Raw genomic sequence first — 19,653 nt, forward strand, 5'->3', positions numbered from 1 at the left:
CTCGCTGCCTCGCTGCCTCGCTGCCTCGCTGCCTCGCTGCCTCGCTGCCTCGCTGCCTCGCTGCCTCGCTGCCTCGCTGCCTCGCTGCCTCGCTGCCCTGCTGCCCTGCTGCCCTGCTGCCCTGCTGCCCTGCTGCCCTGCTGCCCTGCTGCCCTGCTGCCCTGCTGCCCCGCTGCCCCGCTGCCCCGCTGCCCCGCTGCCCCGCTGCCCCGCTGCCCCGCTGCCCCGACCAGCTTGCCTACCGCCCTTGGCCCGCTGCCTGGCACGGCCCGGCCCGCCTGTGAGCACGGAAGTAGCCCCGGAAGCCGCTGATCAGCACCACCGGCTTCTCGACCGGGCAACTGCTCCACCCACATTGTGTGGACGCGGCTAGCTATCCGGCCAGGCTCTGCCTGACCGGTCTACCGGCCGGCAGACCGGCCCCCGAGGGGCCAACCGGCCGCCGAGGGCCGACCGCTCAGCCGACCGGCCGCTGGGGGCTGACCGCTCAGCTGACCGGCCGCTGGGGGCTGACCAACTGCCGTGGCCCCGACCCCGCTGGCCGACCGGTCATTGAGGGCCCCGACCCCGCTGGCCGAGCGATCGCTGAAAGCCCCGGCACCGCTGGCCGAGCGGTCGCTAAAAGCCCCGGCACCGCCGGCCGAGCGGTCCTGAAAAGCCTCGAGCCCGCTGGACGACCGGTCGCTGAAAGCCCTGCCGGCTGGGCTACTCGCCGCTCGCCTCGGCCCAGACCGCGGCTGGGTCTTCCTCCGGGCTGAAGTGTCCGGCGCCCGGGATCAGGGCACCCTGGACATCCGCGACCCCGGCCCTCCGGAACCCTTCGAGGTAGGGCGTCAGCTCGCCGTCATCGTTCCCGCCTCGCAGGTAGCGCAACGGCGTGTCGATGCGCTGCCCCGACGTGGTGGCCGCGGCCGCGTCCTCGGAAAGCTTTTGATACCAGGAAAATCCGGCGGCGAGGGACTCGGGGCGCTGGTAGGCCGCCACCGCCGCGGCGCGTGCTTCCTCGGGGATCCGGGCCGGGTCGGGGCTCAGGACGTCGAAGAAATAGTCGAAATAGGGACGTTCGCGGCCCGCGACCATGGTCTCCGGGAGGCCTGGGATCGCGTGGAACGCGAAATGCCAGACGTACGGCCTGGCGACCACCTCGTCCCAGGGTTCCAGCCCCGGCACGACCGTGTCCATGATCACGACCCGCCGGAAAGGGCCGGGTTCCGCGGTTGCCGGCTCGGGGGGTGTCGTGTTGGCGGGGGCCGGGGTGTCGGCGGGTGGTTCGGTGCCGAGGAGGCCGGCTGGGGACAGGCCGGCCGGTGTGGGGTCCGCGGGTGGCTCGGTGCCGAGCAGGTCGGCCGGGGACAGGCCGGCGGTGATCGGGACCGCGCCGGCCTGGAGGCAGGCCCAGGCGATCATGCCGCCGCAGTCGTGGCCGACCAGGACCGGGCGGTCGAGGCCCAGGGCCGGGACCAGGTCGAGGATGACCGCGGCGAGGGCCGATTTCGAGCCGTCGGTGGGGTCGCCCGTCGATTCTCCGATGCCGGGCAGGTCGACGGCGATCATCCGGGCGCCGGCCTCGGCACCCGCGGCCATCACACCGCGCCAGGCGAACCATGATTGCGGCCAGCCGTGCAGCAGGAGGTAGGCCGGGCCGTCTTTCGGGCCCGCTTCCACGACGTGCAGGGAAGACCCGCGCACCGGGACCTGGCTGTGCTGGAACGTGGGGGTGGACGACGGTGTCGGCATGGTCAGACCCCGAGGAGGAAGCGAAGGTGGCGGGGCGGGGGTGAGCCGTGGGCCAGCATCGCGTCGTGCCAGGCCTTGGGGGTGGCTCCGAACGGGCGGGCCGCGGCGATCCCGGCGATCTCGGTGTAGCCGACGAAGTAGGTGGAGAGCTGGGTGGAGGTCAGCAGCGCCCGCTTCCATTTCCCGGCCGCTTCGCCCTCCTCCTGGAAGCCGAGGCCGGTCATCATGGCCATCGCCTCGTGCTCCGGAAGATCCTCGCAGTGGACCAGCTGGTCGAGGATGGCGTTGAGAGTCATCCGGAGCTGCATCTTGAGCTGCTGCAACCGGATCGGGAGGCCACCGAAGCCGAGGCCGGCCATCAGCTCCTCGGCGTAGACGGCCCAGCCCTCGACGAACGGGCCGGAGAAGCCGAGGGCGCGGACCCGGGTGCCGGCCCGGAAGCGGCGGGAGTGGGCGAGCTGGAGGAAGTGGCCCGGCATGGCTTCGTGGACGGTCAGGTTGCGCAGCATGTGGTTGTTGTATTCGCGGTAGAGCGACTCGACGCGGGCCGCGGACCAGTCGGACGGTGCCGGGGCGATGCAGTAGAACGTGGGGACGTCGGCGGTCTCCAGCGGGCCGGGCGGGTCGCAGTAGGCGACGGCGACGCCGCGGGCGAACTCCGGCATCTCCTCGATGACGCACCGGTCGTCGAGCAGGGTCATCAGGGCGTGGTCGCGGACGAAGTCGGTGGCCTCGGCCATGGTCACCTTGGCCAGGTCGACGATCGTGGCGTCGTCGGGATGCTCGGCGGCGAGGGTGGCGAGGGCCTGCCGCACGGTCTCGTCGGTGGCCGGGCCGCCGACCAGCTCGGCCGAGGCCTCTCTCAACCGGGTGGCGACCTCGTCGAGGTTGCGGCGGGCCCGGGTGAGGATCTCGGCGGCCGGCAGCTCGGTGTCGAGGGTGTGCCAGAGGCGGGCCTCCCAGAGCGGGCGGCCGAGCCGGGGGTCGCGGCCGGGCTCCGCGCTGTCGAGGCGAGCCTTGAGCCAGCCGTCGAACTCGCCCAGTGCGGCCAGGGCGGCGGCCGCGGCGGGCTCGATCGTGGGGCGCAGGCCCGGCGCCTCGGCGGTGAGCACGGGTAGCTGGTCGCGGATCAGGGCGGCGGTGCCGGCGAACTGGCCGCGGGCGACCTCGGCGTGCAGCCGGGGCATGTCGCGAAGGACCGCGCGGGCGGTGGCCAGCGCGTCCGGGATCGCCTCCAGACGGCCGCCGATGCTGGTCAGGCGCTCATCCGCCGGGGCGAAGGAGCGGGCCATGAGCATGTGCAGCAGGGGGCCCGGGTTGTGCCCGAGCGGATTCCACTCGTGCTCGCGCACGTCGGTGAGCTCGAAGATGCCGCGCTCGACGACCGCGGACAGGATCGCGTGATCGACCTGGTCCTGCTGGTCGAACGTGTCCGGGTCGATGCCGGAGAGCGCGTCGGCCGCGTCGCGCAGCATGGTCACCCGCTCGGTGACGGCGCCCGGCGACAGGTCGGGCAACCGGTCGTCATATCGGTGATCGCCCGCGGAGGACGCCAGCCCGGGATCGCTCTCGAGGATGGCGTCGACGATGTTTTCGGCGAGGGGAACGAACTCCGGCATGGGGAAAAACTTACTCGGGGGGTGCGACAAAAGCCGAAGCGGCAGAACCCGGCGCGGCGGAAGGCAGTGCACCGAAAGGCAGTGCGGCGGAAGGCAATGCACCGAAAGCAAGCACCGCGAAGGCCAGGCCCGGGTTATGAGGTGGGGGGCCGGCTTTCCGCGGCTCTGATGGTGGCTGCGTGGTGGAGGGCTGCCGCGCGCAGGAGGGCCTCGGCGTCCTGGCCGTCGGCCTGGGCCTGGGCTACCAGCCGCAGCAATGTGGCGCCGAGGTCAGGGCCCTCGGGCAGGGGGACGTCGAGGCCGGCTCGGGTGGTCCGGTGGAGGATTTTTGCGGCCAGGGCCAGGGCGGGCTGGCTGAGGGCGATGCCATCCAGGACCGATTCGCGGCCTTTTTCCGCCTTTTTAATGCGTTCCCAATTGTCGATGATGTCCTCGACGCCGTCGACAGCCTCACCGGCGAAGACGTGGGGGTTGCGGCGCACCATCTTGTCCACGAGTGTGCCGGCCACGTCGTCGATGGTCCAGCGTTCGTCCTCGGGGAGGTTCTCGGCCAGGCGGGCGTGCAGGACCACCTGCAGGAGGACGTCGCCGAGTTCTTCGCGGAGGGCGTCGAGGTCGTTGTCGGCGATCGCGTCGTACGCCTCGTAGCTTTCCTCGAGCAGATATTGCGCGAGGCTCTCGTGGGTCTGCTGCTGCTTCCACGGGTCGCCGCCGGGTGAGGCGAGGCGGTCCATGACGGCCACCGCGTCCAGGAGGCGGGCGCCGGGTGGGTCCCAGGAGCCGTAGCAGAGCTCGAGTTCGGCGAGGGCGGGTTCGCGGGCGAGCCGCAGCCCGAGGCGCCGGGCGAAGTCCTCGTCGCCGGTCGCGCCGGCCAGCCAGACCACCGTGCCGGACGTGGGCAGGGCGGTGATCAGCAGCTCGGGGTCGGCGGGGGCCACCGTGACCTGCACGCCGGACAGGCGCAGCGCCTCGGCCTGGTCGCTCTCCGCGGCGGTGAAGACCGGGCCGGCCCGCAGGGCGTCCCAGGCCGTCGCGGTGAGCAGGCCGGCCGGCAGCCGGGGCGAGGTGACCAGCAGGACGATGCGGCCGGGCGGGGTCATCAGGCCACGGTAGTCACGGCGGACACGTCGGTGACGTACGGGGCCTCGTCTGCGTCGCCGGCGAAGGTGACCGAGACCAGCGGGACGTCCTTGCCGTCGGCGGACTGGGCGGACAGCAGGGTGACCTCCTGGTCGCCGAAGCGCGGGTTCAGTTTGACCTTCTCGTCGGCCACGATCTTCTGCAGGTCGTTGCGCAGGGCCACGTACGTCTCGAGCAGCGTCTTGTTCTCGGGCGAGAGCGTGGTCGAGAAGTCCTCGAACGAGGTGGCCGGGTCGGCGCCGCCGCCGGCGATCAGTCGCCGGTGGACGTCGCGCAGGTCGTCCTCGGTCAGCGTCGCCGGGGTCACCTTGGCCTGCAGGGCGGAGCGCAGCCGGTAGGTCTCGGTGAACAGGGTGGTGTATTCCCAGGCCGGCGACAGGTTGCGGGCCTGGGCGACCTGTTCCACGGTGGGCTCCGCGGCGGGCTGGACCCCCTTCGCGGCGGCTGCCTTGCGCAGCACGTCGATGCTGAGCAGCGTGTTGAGCACGTCCTGCTGCTTGATCGGCATGGTGAGCGGGGCGGCGGCCTCGGACGAGGCGCCGTTGGCCTCGCCGGCCGCCTGAGCCTGCGCCCGCGCCGTGGTCAGCTCGTCCTTGACCTGGTCGTAGATGCCCTGGATGCGGGATTCGGTGATGGTCTCGTCGCCGATGTACGCGGCGACGTCCGGCGACTGCCGGCACGCGGAGAGCCCGGCCACGGCGAGCGCGGCAACGACGACGGTGGATGCGAGACGGCTGGCACGGCGCATGGTCACGACTCTCTCACGCCTTGGATGTGACCGACGACACCGGGGCCGGGATGTCGCCGAGCACGTCTTTGAGCAGTTGGGTGCACCACTGCAGCAGTGCCAGGTCCCGCAACGGTTCGCCACCGACCCGGCGGGTGCTCGGGCGGGGCACGCTGACCTGGTCGTTGACCGACTTGTAGACGGAGTCGGGGTGGTAGCGCTTGAGCCGCATCTGCTTGGAATCCGGCAGCGGCAGCGGGGAGAAGCGCAGGTGCTTGCCCTGCACCGAGACGTCGGACAGGCCGTACGCGCGGGCCACCAGCCGGAACCGGGCGACCGCGATGAGGTTGGCGACCTGGGTGGGCGGCTCGCCGTACCGGTCGGTCATCTCCGCGACGACCTCGTCGAGGCGGGCGCCGTCGCGGGCCTCGGCGAGCTTGCGATACATCTCGAGGCGCAACCGCTCGACGGAGATGTACTCGGTGGGCAGGTGCGCGTCGATCGGCAGGTCGACCTTGACCTCGGTCTCCTCCTCGGGCCGCTCGCCCTTGAACGCGCTCACGGCTTCACCGACCATCCGCACGTACAGGTCGAAGCCGACCCCTTCGATGTGGCCGGACTGCTCGCCGCCGAGCAGGTTGCCGGCGCCGCGGATCTCGAGGTCCTTCATCGCGACGTACATGCCGGCGCCGAGCTCGGTGTGCTGGGCGATCGTCGCCAGCCGCTCGTGCGCGGTCTCGGTCAGCGGCTTCTCGCGGGGATAGAGGAAGTACGCGTACGCGCGTTCCCGGCCCCGGCCGACCCGGCCCCGGATCTGGTGCAGCTGGGAGAGGCCGAGCAGGTCGGCCCGCTCGACGATCAGCGTGTTGGCGTTGGGGATGTCGATGCCGGACTCCACGATCGTCGTGCAGACCAGGACGTCGTACTCCTTCTCCCAGAAGCCGACCATGACCTTCTCGAGCTGTTCCTCGCTCATCTGCCCGTGCGCGACCGCGACCCGGGCCTCGGGGACCAGGTCACGCAGCTTCTTGGCGGCGCGGTCGATCGACTCCACCCGGTTGTGCAGGTAGAAGACCTGGCCGTCGCGCAGCAGCTCGCGGTGGATGGACGCGGCGACCTGCCGGTCGTCCTGGGCACCGACGAACGTGAGGACCGGGTGGCGCTCCTCCGGCGGGGTCGCGATCGTGGACATCTCCCGGATGCCGGTGATCGCCATCTCGAGGGTCCGCGGGATCGGGGTGGCCGACATGGTCAGCACGTCGACGGAGGCACGCAGCGTCTTGAGCTGCTCCTTGTGCTCCACGCCGAAGCGCTGCTCCTCGTCGACGATCACCATGCCGAGGTTCTTGAAGCGGGTCGCGGCGGCGAGCAGACGATGCGTACCGATGACGATGTCCGCGGTGCCGGCGGCGGCGTCCTCGAGCGTCTGGGCCGCTTCCTTCGGGGTCTGGAACCGCGACAGCTGCTTGATCGTCACCGGGAACTGGCCCATCCGCTCGGTGAACGTGTTGAAGTGCTGCTGGGCGAGCAGGGTGGTCGGGACGAGCACGGCGACCTGCTTGCCGTCCTGGACCGCCTTGAACGCCGCCCGGACCGCGATCTCGGTCTTGCCGTAGCCGACGTCGCCGCAGATCAGCCGGTCCATCGGGACGGCCAGCTCCATGTCGTGCTTGACCTCGATGATCGCCGACATCTGGTCCGGCGTCTCGGTGTACGGGAACGCGTCCTCCAGCTCCCGCTGCCAGGGGGTGTCCGGGCCGAACGCGTGGCCCTTCGACGCCTGCCGGGCCGCGTACAGCTGGATGAGCTGGGCGGCGATCTCGCGGACCGCCTTGCGGGCGCGGGCCTTGCTCTTCTGCCACTCGGAGCCGCCCATCTTGTGCAGGGTGGGCGCCTCCCCGCCGACGTAGCGCGACAGCTGGTCGAGCTGGTCGGTGGGGACGAAGAGCCGGTCGCCGGGCTGTCCGCGCTTGCTGGGGGCGTACTCAATGACGAGGTATTCGCGGTCCGCGCCGTTGACCTTGCGCTGGACCAGCTCGACGTAGCGGCCGATGCCGTGCTGCTCGTGCACCACGTGGTCGCCGGTCTTGAGCTCCAGCGGGTCGATCGTGTTGCGCCGCCGGCTGGGCATCTTGCGCATGTCCTTGGTGGACGTGCCCCGGCCGCCGGAGATGTCGTTGCCGGTGATGACGGCGAGTTTGGCGGTCTCGTCGACGAAGCCGTGGTTGAGCCCGCCGCGGGTGATCAGGAGTTGCCCGGGCTCGACGGCCGTGGGGATCGCGTCGACCGGGGTGATCCCCAGACCGGCGTCGCGCAGCAGCTCGGTGGCGCGCTGGGCGGTGCCGTGGCCCTCGAAGACCAGCGCGATCGCCCAGCCGTCGGTGGACCACTGCCGCAGGTCGGCGGCGAGTTTCGCGGTGTCGCCGTGATAGAGCGGCACGGCCTGGGCGTGCAGCGTGACCGCGTCCCCGGTGTCCGGCGCGACCTCGACGGCAGCGGGGTCCTCCCACGGAAGGGATTCTTCTGCGTCGGGAGACAGGCCGAACGGGGACAGCGTCCACCACGGCTGACGCAGGGTGGCGGCGTGCGAGCGGACATCGGCGAGGGTCTTGAACGCGGCGGCGCCGACGTCGATCGGGGCCTGGCCACCGACGGCGGCCGCGGCCCAGCTGGCCTCGAGGAACTCATCGGAGGTACGGGTGAGGTCGTGCGCCCGGGTCCGGATCCGCTCGGGGTCGCAGAGCAGGACGTGGGTGCCGGCCGGCATGCAGTCGAGCAGCAGTTCCATGCTGTCGGTGCCCCGCAGCAGCGCCGGGGCCAGCGACTCCATGCCCTCGACCGGGATGCCCTCGGCGAGCTTGTCCAGGATCTCGCCGATCTCCGGGTGATCGGCGGCCAGCTCGGCGGCGCGGGCGCGGACCTCCGGGGTGAGCAGCAGCTCGCGGCACGGCGGGGCCCAGAGCCGCTGGACCGGGTCGATGGTGCGCTGGTCGGCGACGGCGAAGGTACGGATCTCCTCCACCTCGTCGCCCCAGAACTCGACCCGCGACGGGTGCTCGTCGGTGGGCGGGAAGACGTCGAGGATGCCGCCGCGCACCGCGAACTCGCCGCGCTTGGTGACGAGGTCGACGCGGGCGTAGGCCATGTCGGAGAGCCGGCGCGAGACGTCGTCCAGCTCCGCGGCGCCACCGGGGCGCAGCTCGACCGGCTCGAGGTCGCCGAGGCCCTTGAGCTGTGGCTGGAGCAGGGAGCGCACCGGCGCCACGACGACCTGCAGCGGTTCCGCGCCGGTCTCGGCGGGATGGGCGAGGTGGCGCAGCACGGCGAGCCGGCGCCCGACGGTGTCGGAGCGGGGCGAGAGCCGCTCGTGCGGCAGCGTCTCCCACGAGGGGTAGACGGCCACCCGGGCGGCCGGGAGCAGGCAGCCGAGCGCGTCGGCCAGGTCGTCGGCCTCGCGGCTGGTAGCGGTCACGGCCAGCACCGGACGGCCGGCGCCACCGGCGTCGGCGGTCGCGGCGACGACTGCCACCACGAACGGCCGGAGCGCGGCGGGGGCGGTCAGGTCGAGGGCGTCGGAGTCCACGCCGCCCTTGCGGGCCAGGTCACGAGCTCGGGCGAGCCCCCGGTCACGCAGGGCGGCCGGGATGAGGCCACTGAGTTGCATGAAAAAGATTCCCTCGAAGACACATCGAAATACCCCGACGCCAGTTGGACGGGGGGTGCGTCCAGCTTAGTCCGCCGAACGGCGGCGGACCGCGGGACCGTGATCGGACACCACGTCCGACATGGGACGAAAAGGCTAAACAAGACTGCCTGATCGTCGCAGGGGATTGTCTGGGGAGGCAATGTGCGGTTTGACCTGGCGAAACCGTTTCACATCCCAAATTCTGGGAGCCGGTGGATCAACCGAACGTACCGTTCCGATCCCTGCCCACCTGACGCGACATGTCGGACATAGACGGACGACAAACACTACTCAGCGTTATGTGGAATCGCTCCCACGAGAACCTAAGCGGGCTCGTTCACCGTTCTGCAATCTACGCCTGCCACCTTCGGTAGTTCCTTGGCCACGGCATAAGCGCAGCTCAGGCGAAGCTTAAGTAGATCCACATGCACAAATAGTCACCATGATGAAGGTCTTTGATCTTCGTCACGATACGTCACGCACGTTCTCAGGAAGGAAATTATGAGCGTCGCTCAGTCCCCACCACCCGAGCAGGAGAACCTGGACGAGACCAGGGTGATCCCGGCGCCCCGCGCCCGGCTCGACATGGAGAGCATGAGCGGCGGCAACGACCGCACCGACATCCTTCCGTTCCGGTTCAGCTACAGCGCCTACAGCGTGCTGGCCGGCCCGGCCGAGCTGCCGGCGAACCGCGGCGACGAGCCGTACCGGGTGAAAATGAAACCGCTGGCCCGGCGGCGCCCGATCGCCACCGTGTTCATCACCCTGTTCGCGTTCGCGTTCGAGTCGACGTTCTTCGGCTGGCTGCTCTCCTCGATCGAACTGCCCGACCCGGACCTGCGGCCGCTCGTCTTCGGCGCCACCATCTTCATGATCGCGGCGACCTGCCTGATCGAGCTCTTCCGCCTCGTCAACGTCGTCACCCTGTGCCTGGCGACGATCTGGGCGCGGGACCCGGTGCCGGTGGTCCCGGACGCCAACCTGCGGGTGGCGTTCCTGACCACCATCGTGCCCGGCAAGGAACCGCTGGAGATGGTGGAGACCACGCTGGTCGCGGCCACGAAGATCCGCCACCCCGGACCGTACGACGTGTGGTTGCTCGACGAGGGCGACGACCCCGAGGTCAAGCAGATGTGCCGGCGCATCGGTGTGCGGCACTACACCCGCCGCGGGATGCCGCAGTACAACACCCCGGCCGGCGCGATGAAGGCGAAGACCAAGCACGGCAACTACAACTCGTGGATGCACCGGCACGGCGACTCGTACGACGTGTTCGTCTCGGTCGACCCGGACCACGTGCCGCAGCCGAACTTCTGCGAGCGGCTGCTCGGCTACTTCGACGACCCGGACGTGGCGTTCGTCGTCGGCCCGCAGGTGTACGGCAACTACGACAGCGTGGTGACCCGCTGGGCCGAGTCACAGCAGTACCTCTTCCACTCGCTGCTGCAGCGCGCCGGCAACAAGCGCGGCATCGCGATGCTGGTCGGCACGAACAACGCGGTCCGCATCTCGGCCATGCGCAGCATCGGTGGCCTGCAGGACTCGATCACCGAGGACATGGCGACCAGCCTCGTCGTGCACAGCACCAACAACCCGGAGACCGGCAAGCGCTGGCGCTCGGTCTACACCCCCGACGTGCTGGCCGTGGGCGAGGGCCCGTCGAGCTGGACCGACTACTTCTCGCAGCAGCACCGCTGGTCGCGCGGCACCGACGAGGTCGTGGTCCGCAAGTTCGGCAAGATCGGCTGGAAGCTCGGTGTCGGCCGGGCTCTGCACTACGTGCTGCTGATGTCGTACTACCCGCTGACCGCGCTCGCCTGGGTGCTCGGCGCGCTCGTCGCCGCCTGCTACCTGGTCCTCGGGGCCAAGGGTGTCCAGGTGCCGCAGGAGGTGTGGCTGATGCTGTATGTCGACGCCGCGCTGTTCCAGATCGGGCTGTACCTGTTCAACCGGCGGCACAACGTCAGCCCGCACGAGGACGAGGGCTCCTCGGGCCTGCCGGGCATGCTCGTCTCCACGCTGTCCACGCCGCTGTACGTCTCGTCGTTCTTCGGTGCCCTGCTCGGGCGCAAGGCCGGCTTCGTGGTGACACCCAAGGGCGACGCCATGAGCCCGGACCGGGTCTTGACCTTCCGGCACAGCCTGTCCTGGGCCGTTTTCTACGCCGCGCTGCTGATCGCGTCGCCGTTCCTCGGCCACGTGGACGGCGCGATGTGGCTCTGGCCCTCGCTCAACCTCGTGATCTGTCTGCTGCCGCTGATCGTCTGGCAGGTGCAGAAGGCCCACGCCCGGACCCACAAGAACCGCCGCAAGCGCATCCTGGACCCGAAGACGATGGAGAAGACGTACGCATGAAGCCTCGTACCCGCCCCTCTCTTGCCCGCAAGTTCGCGAGTGGTCTGGTCGGACTGACCGTACTGAGCATCGTCGTCGTGGTGAACCGGCCGATGGTGGCCGCCGCGTCCGAGGCCTACCACGAGTTCACCATCAACCGGCAGTCCTACAAGGAGCAGTACGGCCACTGGGCGAACCTGCCGGTCCCGCAGGACTTCAAGGTCAACGCGATCCACGCGGCGATGCTCAACACCGGCAAGCTGCTGATCATCGCGGGCAGCGGCAACAACCGCGACGCGTTCGAGGCCGGCACGTTCCGGACGATCATCTACGACCCGGCCACGGACGAGTTCAAGGACGTCGAGACGCCGACCGACGTGTTCTGCGCCGGGCACACGTTCCTGCCCAACGGCAATCTGCTGATCGCCGGTGGCACCAAGGACTACGAGGTGCTGCCCGAGGACATCGAGCACGCGTACGGCGTCATGAAGCTCAAGAACGAGTCGGCCGCCAACGGCCCGCACACGTTCGCCAAGGGCACGAAGCTCGTGTCGAAGTCCGGCAAGGTCTACAAGACCCGCGACGACGTGGTGCTGGGCAAGGCCACGACGATGAAGCACGGCGAGATCGTGATGACCCACGCCGCCGAGGTCGAGGTGTTCGTCGACGCGGTGGACAAGGGCGACGGGCCGGTCGTCGAGACGCCGCAGCAGTACACGGTCGAGGGCCTGACCGGTACGAACAAGCAGAACATCTACGGCGTCTCCGACAAGATCACCCACGAGAAGCAGGAGTACGCCGGGGACAACACGTCCTACGAGTTCGACCCGGTCACCGAGAAGTACGTCAAGGTCGGCGACATGGTGGAGAACCGGTGGTACCCGACGCTGGCCGAGCTGCCCAACGGTGACGTGCTCGCGGTCTCCGGGCTCGACGAGTTCGGCCGGATCATCCCGGGCGACAACGAGAAGTACATCGCGTCGACGAAGAAGTGGGTCGACGCGCCCGAGCTGCAGCGCACGTTCCCCACGTACCCGTCGTTCCACATGATGGCCGACGGCAACCTGTTCTACTCCGGCTCGAACGCGGGCTACGGATCGGACACGGTCGGGCGTACCCCCGGGATCTGGAATGTCCGCAACAACAAGTTCACCGAGGTGGACGGCCTGCGGGAGCCGACGCTGACCGAGACCAGCTCGTCGGTGCTGCTCGCGCCGGCCCAGGACCAGCGCGTGATGATCTTCGGTGGCGGCGGGGTCGGCGAGTCCGAGGTCTCCACCAAACGCACCGACATCATCGACCTGACCGAGAAGACGCCGAGCTACCAGCCGGGCCCCGACCTGCCGGCGCCGGCGCGGTACCTGAACGCCGTGCTGCTGCCCGACGACACCGTTTTCACCACCGGCGGCTCGTCCGGGTACCGCGGTGGCAAGCACGGCGACCAGACCCGCAGCGACCTGTTCAACTCGCAGATCTACCAGCCGGGCCAGAACGTGTTCGAGACCGCGGCCGAGTCCACTGTGGGACGCAACTACCACTCGGAGGCGATCCTGCTCCCGGACGGCCGCGTCGTGACCATGGGCAGCGACCCGCTGTACGACGAGTCGGGCAAGGGTCCGGGCACGTTCGAGAAGCGCATCGAGGTGTACTCGCCGCCGTACCTGTTCCAGGGCGCCCGGCCGACCATCAGCGGCGGCCCGGAGCAGGTCAAGCGCGGCACCACCGTCGACTTCACCAGCCCCGACGCCGGCCGGATCAGCAAGGCGCGCCTGGTGCGGCCGAGCGCGGTCACCCACGTCCTCGACGTCGACCAGCGCTCGGTGGCGCTGGACATCACCCCCAAGGGCGGGGAGACGCTGGGCCTGACCGTCCCCAAGACGCGGGGCTTGGTGCCGTCCGGCTGGTACATGCTGTTCCTGATGGACGACAAGGGCATACCGTCGGTGGCCCGCTGGGTCCAGGTGGCCTGATTTGGTACGCCACGCCCGAGAGGTGGTGCGCCACGCGCGGCCGGTCCGGATCCGTCACCGGGTGCTCCTGGCGGCGGCCGCGGTCTTCGCGGTCGCCGTGGGGGTGGGCCTCGTCGCCTTCGGCCGCGACGAGGAGCCGGCCGCCGCGCCGGTCCCCGTCGTGAGCGCCACCGGCAGCAGCGGCCCTCCCCCACCGGCGCCGTCGATCTCCTCGATCGCACCGGCCGCCTCGACGACCTCCGCCCCGCCCGCCCCGACCACGACTCCTCCCGCGCCGAGGAGCAAAGCGCTCTACGTCGACCCGACGGGCGCGGCGGCGAAGCAGGTCAAGGACTACAAGGCGGCCGGGCGGGCGGCGGACGCGGCGCTCATCGAGAAGATCGCGAACCGGCCGGTCGCGACGTGGTTCGCCGACTCGTCCCCCGGCGGGGCGAGCCGGGCCCGGACCCTGGTCACCAACGCGGGCAAGGCCGGCAAGCTGCCGATCCTCACGCTGTACAACATCCCGCACCGCGACTGCTCCGGGCAGTCCGCGGGCGGGGCGGCGAGCGGTGACGAGTACAAGTCGTGGATCTCGGCCATGGCCGGGGCGCTCAAAGGACGCGAATCGCTGGTGGTCCTCGAACCCGACGCGGTCGCCCAGGCGGTGCAGGGCTGCCTCGACGAGGACCGCAAGAGCCAACGCTACGACCTGCTCTCGTACGCGGTGAGCACGCTCAAGGCCAACGCCGGCACCCGGGTGTACCTGGACGCCGGCAACCCGACCTGGATCACCGACACCGCCCAGCTCGCGGCGGCCCTGCGGCTGGCCGGGATCGAGCAGGGCAACGGCTTCACGCTCAACGTGGCGAACTTCGAGACGACGCAGTCCAACGTCACGTACGGCACGGCGCTGTCCGGGCAGCTGAGCGGCACGAAGTTCGTGGTGGACACCAGTCGTAACGGCAACGGGCCGGCCGCCCAGGGGCCTCAGGGCAACGAGCACTGGTGCAACCCCGCCGGGCGCAAACTGGGCGACCTGCCGACGACGGGTACGGGCAACGACCTCGTCGACGCGTACCTGTGGATCAAGAGGCCGGGCGAGTCCGACGGCGCCTGCGGGAACGGTGCGCCGGCAGCCGGCCAGTGGTGGGCCGACTACGCCCTCGAACTCGCCCGGTAATAGTTCTTAAACCTCAGTTTTCCGCTGCGGGAAGACTCTGCTTAGTCGAGTCCGTTGACCGACGGGACCTCGAGGGTGCGCTCTGAGGGCGTACCCCCGAGCTTGATCTCGCGAAGCGCCGTGTTGTTGGCCGTGCTGAGCTCGGTCAGCTTGTTGGACGGGTTGGCCTTGACCTCGATGTAGTAGGTGCCGTTCGGCAGATCGGTGATCTCGAACGACTGGCCCGGGCGGGCCTGGGTGTACGTGTCACCGTTGCCGATGTCGAGCACCTCGCGGACCGCGACGGCGGTGTTCTGGCCGCAGGAGCTGGACAGGTCGGTGTTGTCCGGGCGCCACTTGGCGTTCGGGATGGTGTAGTCGACCGCGTCGGTGTTGGCCAGGCAGAACGCCTCCTTGCCGCTGCGGACGGCGAGCTTCTTGTCGGCGGCGAGCAGGTTGTACTGCGCGAAGTCGGTGAAGTGCCAGTGCCGGTGCCCCTCGCGGGCGTCCCACTCCATCGTGCCGGCCTCGACCGAGCCGACCTCCTTGCCGTTCGCATCGAAGAAGTACTGGTAGGCGTCCATCAGCTCGGTGCCGGTGCGCCGGAAGCCGTCGACCAGCAGCGGTGACGTGCCGGCGTTCCAGACCGTCGCGCCGAAGTCGACGAACGACTTCCCGTCCTCCTGCGAGAGCGAGATGCCCCACGCGGGCAGCGACTTCAGGTCGGGACGCGGGCCCTTGGCGACGGCCGTCCGCGCGACCGCCTTCGGCGCCTTGGCCGGCGGCCGGAAGCCCGGCTTGTAGGCCGAGACCTGCTGGCTCGCGTCGCCCTGGCCGCCGTGCTCACCGTGTTCGGCGACCGCGGTCTCCGGCGACGTCCTCGATCCGGCCCGGGCGGCCTTGACCTGCGCCTCGGCCACCGCCGCGCCACGCTTGTCCTCGATGACGTCGACGACCGTGAGGTTGATCGTCTGAGTGGCGTCCGCGGCCGGGACCTGGAAGAAGTCCCGGTATTTCGGGTTCAGCGTGACCGTCGCGGTGTACTGCCCGGCCGGCAGGTCGATCTCCCGGTCGTTCGGCGTGCTGGCGGTGGTGCCGTTCCAGCCGGCCTGGATGCCCCAGACCGCGCCGAGGTTGAACGGGTTCTCCCCGTTGCAGTACCGCGGGTAGGGGTTCTCGGCCGGTGCGTCCCGGCGGGTGCGCGCCGAGTCCCACGAGTTGAGGCAGAAGTCGGTGTCGAAGCTGGTGACCTCGGCGCCGGCCGCGTCCTTGAACGTGACGGTGGTGAAGTCCTTGAGCCCGAACCAGTCGGTGACCATCCCGGCCGGCAGGTTCACCGCCTTCTTCCTGCCGTTCTTGACCACCATCTGCTGGGCGACGATCGGATCCGCGTACGACTTGCGGGTGGCCCGGATCTCGAGCGGGTCCTTGCCGGCGATCACGTTCACGCCGAGATCCAGATACAGGTACGCGCTCCCGTCGTAGATGTAGCGCTCGGCGGTCACGTTCGGCGTGGCCAGAGTGAACGCGAGCGGGGGCGGATCGGTCGCCGCGTTCGCGACCCCGACCCCGACCGCCGTCAACGCCAGCGTGGCGGTGACAGCGCTCGCAGTAAGGATCTTGGTCCTTCTTGTCATATTTCCTCCCCAGGTTCTGTGTCGCCCAGGTAAACCGAAAACGCGTAAAGCTGACGTAAGGGGCTATGAGACTTACCTCAAAGCAACCTTGTGGGAGGCCTTACAGATACGATCGCGGAGGCGGGACAGCGCAGTCCTGGAGCTCACCTGAAGACAAGAGGAGTGCCCCAGTGACGGACCAGCACGGCCACCTCGACCCCGACGGTCCCGACGCAGCCCTGCGCGCGGACATCCGCCGGATCGGCACCCTGCTCGGCCAGACCCTCGCCCGGCAGGAGGGCAAGCCCCTGCTCGACCTCGTCGAGGAGGTCCGCGCCCTGGTGCGTACGGACGCCCCGGCCGCCGCCGAGCGCCTCGCGACCATGGACGTCACCACCGGCACCAAGCTGGCCCGGGCGTTCTCCACCTACTTCCACCTGGCCAACATCACCGAGCAGGTGCACCGCTCCCGCGACCTGCGCCGGCGCCGGGCCCAGAACGGCGGCTGGCTCGACCAGGCCGCCAAGCTCATCGCCGAGAAGGGCGTGCCGGCCGACGAGATCGCCGCCGCCGCCCGCCGGCTCGCCGTGCGCCCGGTGTTCACCGCGCACCCCACCGAGGCGTCGCGCCGCTCGATCCTGTCGAAGCTGCGCCAGCTCGCCGACACGCTCGACCACGAGGCCAGCGCCGCGGTCCTGTTCGGCGCGACCGACACCACCGCGTCGACCCGCCGCTTCGCCGAGCTGATCGACCTGCTCTGGCAGACCGACGAGCTGCGCCTCGACCGCCCGGACCCGACCGACGAGGCCCGCAACGCGGTCTACTACCTCAAGGACCTGTACGCCGAGGCCGCCCCGCAGGTCCTCGACGACCTGGCCGAGACGCTGCGCCAGCTCGGCGTGGAGACCGCCCCGACCGCCCGGCCGCTGACGTTCGGCACCTGGATCGGCGGTGACCGCGACGGCAACCCGTTCGTCACCCCGGCGGTCACCCGCGACGTGCTGATGATCCAGCACGAGCACGGCATCCAGGCCACCGAGAAGGCGATGAACGCGCTGATCGACGAGCTGTCGGTGTCGCGCCGACTGCGCGGGGTCTCGCTCGACCTGTCCGCCAGCCTCGCCGCCGACCTCGACGCGCTGCCCGAGGTGGCCGAGCGCTTCCGCCGGGTCAACGCCGAGGAGCCCTACCGGCTCAAGGTCCGCTGCGTGAAGGCGAAGCTCGCCAACACCCGCGAACGACTGCGCCGCGGCACCCCGCACGTATCCGGCCGCGACTACCTCGGCACCGACGAGCTGGTCGCCGACCTCGAGCTCATGCGCGCGTCGCTGGCCCGCAACTCCGGCCAGCTCACCGCGGTGGGCACGGTCGCGTCCGCCATCCGTACGGTCTCCGCGTTCGGCCTGCAGCTGGCCACCCTCGACGTGCGTGAGCACGCCGAGAAGCACCATGAGGTGCTGGCCCAGATGTACGCCCAGGTCGGCGAGGTCGGCGAATACACCTCGCTGAGCCGGGAGGACCGCACCAAGCTCCTGGCCACCGAACTGACCGGCCGGCGCCCGCTCTCCTCGGCGGACACCCCGCTCACCGACTCGGCCCGCAAGACGTTCGACGTGTTCGGCACCATCCGCGACTCGCAGGACCGCTTCGGCTCCGAGGTGATCGAGTCGTACATCATCTCGATGACCCTCGGGGTGGACGACGTGCTGGCGGCGGCGGTCCTGGCCCGCGAGGCCGGCCTGATCGACATCCACACCTCCCGGGCCCGGATCGGCATCGTCCCGCTGCTGGAGACCCCGGCCGAGCTGGACGCCGGTGGCGAGCTCCTCGACGAGATGCTGTCCCTGCCGGCCTACCGCGAGATCGTCCGCGCCCGCGGCGACCTGCAGGAGGTCATGCTCGGCTACTCCGACAGCAACAAGGAAGCCGGCATCACCACCAGCCAGTGGTCGATCCACAAGGCGCAGCGCTCGCTGCGTGACGTGGCGGCCCGGCACGGTGTGCGGCTGCGCCTGTTCCACGGCCGCGGCGGCACGGTCGGCCGCGGCGGCGGCCCCACCCACGAGGCGATCCTGGCCCAGCCCTACGGCACGCTCGACGGCGCCATCAAGGTCACCGAGCAGGGCGAGGTCATCTCCGACAAGTACACGCTGCCGGCCCTGGCCCGGGAAAACCTCGAACTGACCGTCGCGGCGGTGCTGCAGGCGACGCTGCTGCACACCGAACCGGCGGTCGACCTGAACTCCCTGGCCCAGTGGGACAAGGCCATGGACCAGGCCTCGGCGGCGGCGTTCAAGCAGTACCGCACCCTGGTCGAGAACCCCGACCTCCCGGCGTACTTCTGGGCGGCGACCCCGACCGAGCTGCTCGGCGCGCTCAACATCGGCTCCCGCCCGTCGAAGCGCCCCAACACCGACGCCGGCCTCGGCGGCCTGCGCGCGATCCCGTGGGTGTTCGGCTGGACCCAGACCCGCCAGATCGTGCCGGGCTGGTTCGGCGTCGGGACCGGCATGGCCGCGGTCCGCGAGGCCGGGCAGGGCGAGGTGCTGCGGGAGATGTACGCCAACTGGCAGTTCTTCCGCACGTTCATCTCCAACGTGGAGATGATGCTGGCCAAGACCGACCTCGGCATCGCCCGGCGCTACGTCGAGACCCTGGTCCCGGAGGGCCTGCGGCCGATCTTCACCACGATCGAGCAGGAATACGCCCGGACGGTCGAGCAGATCCTCGCCATCACCGGCCACGACCAGCTGCTGTCGTCGCAGCCGGAGCTGTCCCGCACGCTCGGTGTCCGCGACACGTACCTGGAGCCGCTGCACCACCTCCAGGTGGCCCTGCTCCGGCAGTACCGCGACCTCGGCGACGCGGACCGCCAGATGGCCACCGCCCCGGGAGCCCGCCGCACCCAGTCGGACTCCACGGCCCTCGAACGGGCGCTGCTGACCACGGTCAACGGCATCGCCGCCGGCATGCGCAACACCGGCTGATCTCCACCTGATTCACCACAAGGCCGGGCATCCCAGCGATGGGGTGCCCGGCCTTGTTCCCACTATGTGGACCCCCGGCCAAGAAGTGACAGACCCTGATGCGATCCTCTTGGGGCCTCGCGGGTGCGAGGTCTCACGGGGAGGCGTCGTGCGCCGGTTTCACGCTGCCCGGGCAGCGATCCTGACAACTCTGTGCGTGGTCATCGCCACGCCACAAGCGGCCTGGGCGGGCCCATCGCCCACACAGTCCACAACCGACTCCGCGACGGCGGCGGGACTTTCCGCGGCAGGGCTTTCCGCGGCAGGGCTTTCCGCGGCGGGGCTTTCCGCGGCGGGGCTTTCCGCGGCGGCGCGGGGTGAGGCCGCCTCCGGCGCGTCCGCCGCAGCCTCGCCCTCCGCCGGTCCGGCCGCGCCTGCTTCCACCACGTCCTCTGCTGCGCCCACCTCTGACGCGCCCACCTCCGCGCCGTCTTCTGCCGCGCCGCCTTCTGCTGCGCCGTCTTCTGCTGCGCCGTCGTCTGCTGCGGCACCGTCGGCCGCCTCGCCGTCTTCCGCGGCGTCATCACCCACCGCGCCTGCCGCCGGAGCGCCTGCCGCGGGAGTGGCCTCTTCCGCGCCTTCCCCCGGGCCCTCTTCCCCCGGGTCTTCTTCTTCCGCGGCTCCTTCCACCGGGCCTTCCTCTCCTCAGCGGGGCGGC

11 protein-coding genes are annotated in these 19,653 nt (G+C 70.4%); 4 read left to right on the forward strand and 7 right to left on the reverse strand.

Going from position 1 to position 19,653, the window contains the following annotated elements:
• Positions 1 to 705: 705 nt before the first annotated feature.
• The 5 genes from ACIA6A_RS25735 to mfd form a co-directional block, all read right to left on the reverse strand.
• Positions 706 to 1,737: an alpha/beta hydrolase gene (locus tag ACIA6A_RS25735; RefSeq protein ID WP_396100411.1), complete on the reverse strand. Its 1,032-nt coding sequence runs from the start codon at positions 1,735 to 1,737 to the stop codon at positions 706 to 708.
• Between the two features lie 2 nt (positions 1,738 to 1,739).
• Positions 1,740 to 3,356, reverse strand: coding sequence for a DUF885 domain-containing protein (locus ACIA6A_RS25740; RefSeq protein ID WP_396100412.1), 1,617 nt, complete (start codon positions 3,354 to 3,356; stop codon positions 1,740 to 1,742).
• Positions 3,357 to 3,490: 134 nt separating this feature from the next.
• The gene (locus tag ACIA6A_RS25745; protein ID WP_396100413.1) at positions 3,491 to 4,456 is read right to left on the reverse strand and encodes a MazG family protein; all 966 of its coding nucleotides are present in this window, start codon (positions 4,454 to 4,456) and stop codon (positions 3,491 to 3,493) included.
• Entirely contained in the window at positions 4,456 to 5,244 is a 789-nt protein-coding gene (locus ACIA6A_RS25750) for a hypothetical protein (RefSeq protein ID WP_396100414.1), read from the reverse strand. The genes ACIA6A_RS25745 and ACIA6A_RS25750 overlap by 1 nt, the downstream gene beginning before the upstream one ends.
• 13 nt (positions 5,245 to 5,257) lie before the next feature.
• Positions 5,258 to 8,887: a transcription-repair coupling factor gene (gene mfd, locus ACIA6A_RS25755; RefSeq protein ID WP_396100415.1), complete on the reverse strand. Its 3,630-nt coding sequence runs from the start codon at positions 8,885 to 8,887 to the stop codon at positions 5,258 to 5,260.
• A gap of 522 nt (positions 8,888 to 9,409) precedes the next feature.
• Between mfd and ACIA6A_RS25760 the strand changes: the two genes are divergently transcribed.
• Genes ACIA6A_RS25760 through ACIA6A_RS25770 form a run of 3 tightly spaced genes read left to right on the forward strand, consistent with a single transcriptional unit; the run spans position 9,410 to position 14,374 of the window.
• Positions 9,410 to 11,263, forward strand: a complete 1,854-nt coding sequence (locus ACIA6A_RS25760) for a glycosyltransferase family 2 protein (protein WP_396100416.1) — start codon at positions 9,410 to 9,412, stop codon at positions 11,261 to 11,263.
• Positions 11,260 to 13,212: a galactose oxidase-like domain-containing protein gene (locus tag ACIA6A_RS25765; RefSeq protein ID WP_396100417.1), complete on the forward strand. Its 1,953-nt coding sequence runs from the start codon at positions 11,260 to 11,262 to the stop codon at positions 13,210 to 13,212. Before ACIA6A_RS25760 ends, ACIA6A_RS25765 begins: the two co-directional genes overlap by 4 nt.
• 22 nt (positions 13,213 to 13,234) lie before the next feature.
• On the forward strand, positions 13,235 to 14,374 hold the full coding sequence (locus tag ACIA6A_RS25770; RefSeq protein ID WP_396100418.1) for a glycoside hydrolase family 6 protein: 1,140 nt from the start codon (positions 13,235 to 13,237) through the stop codon (positions 14,372 to 14,374).
• A 41-nt stretch (positions 14,375 to 14,415) separates the two neighbouring features.
• Here ACIA6A_RS25770 and ACIA6A_RS25775 read toward each other — a convergent pair whose 3' ends face one another.
• Positions 14,416 to 15,990, reverse strand: coding sequence for a lysyl oxidase family protein (locus ACIA6A_RS25775; protein ID WP_396100419.1), 1,575 nt, complete (start codon positions 15,988 to 15,990; stop codon positions 14,416 to 14,418).
• A gap of 170 nt (positions 15,991 to 16,160) precedes the next feature.
• On the opposite strand from ACIA6A_RS25775, the gene ppc reads away from it, so the two are divergent.
• Positions 16,161 to 18,956 (forward strand): phosphoenolpyruvate carboxylase, encoded by a 2,796-nt coding sequence (ppc, locus tag ACIA6A_RS25780; RefSeq protein WP_396100420.1) that lies wholly within the window; start codon positions 16,161 to 16,163, stop codon positions 18,954 to 18,956.
• A gap of 159 nt (positions 18,957 to 19,115) precedes the next feature.
• On the opposite strand, the gene ACIA6A_RS25785 is transcribed toward ppc, so the two are convergent.
• Positions 19,116 to 19,625 (reverse strand): hypothetical protein, encoded by a 510-nt coding sequence (locus tag ACIA6A_RS25785; RefSeq protein ID WP_396100421.1) that lies wholly within the window; start codon positions 19,623 to 19,625, stop codon positions 19,116 to 19,118.
• Positions 19,626 to 19,653: the final 28 nt, after the last annotated feature.

This window comes from Actinoplanes sp. NPDC051494 (genome assembly GCF_044454705.1).
In the GTDB taxonomy this organism is placed as follows: domain Bacteria; phylum Actinomycetota; class Actinomycetes; order Mycobacteriales; family Micromonosporaceae; genus Actinoplanes.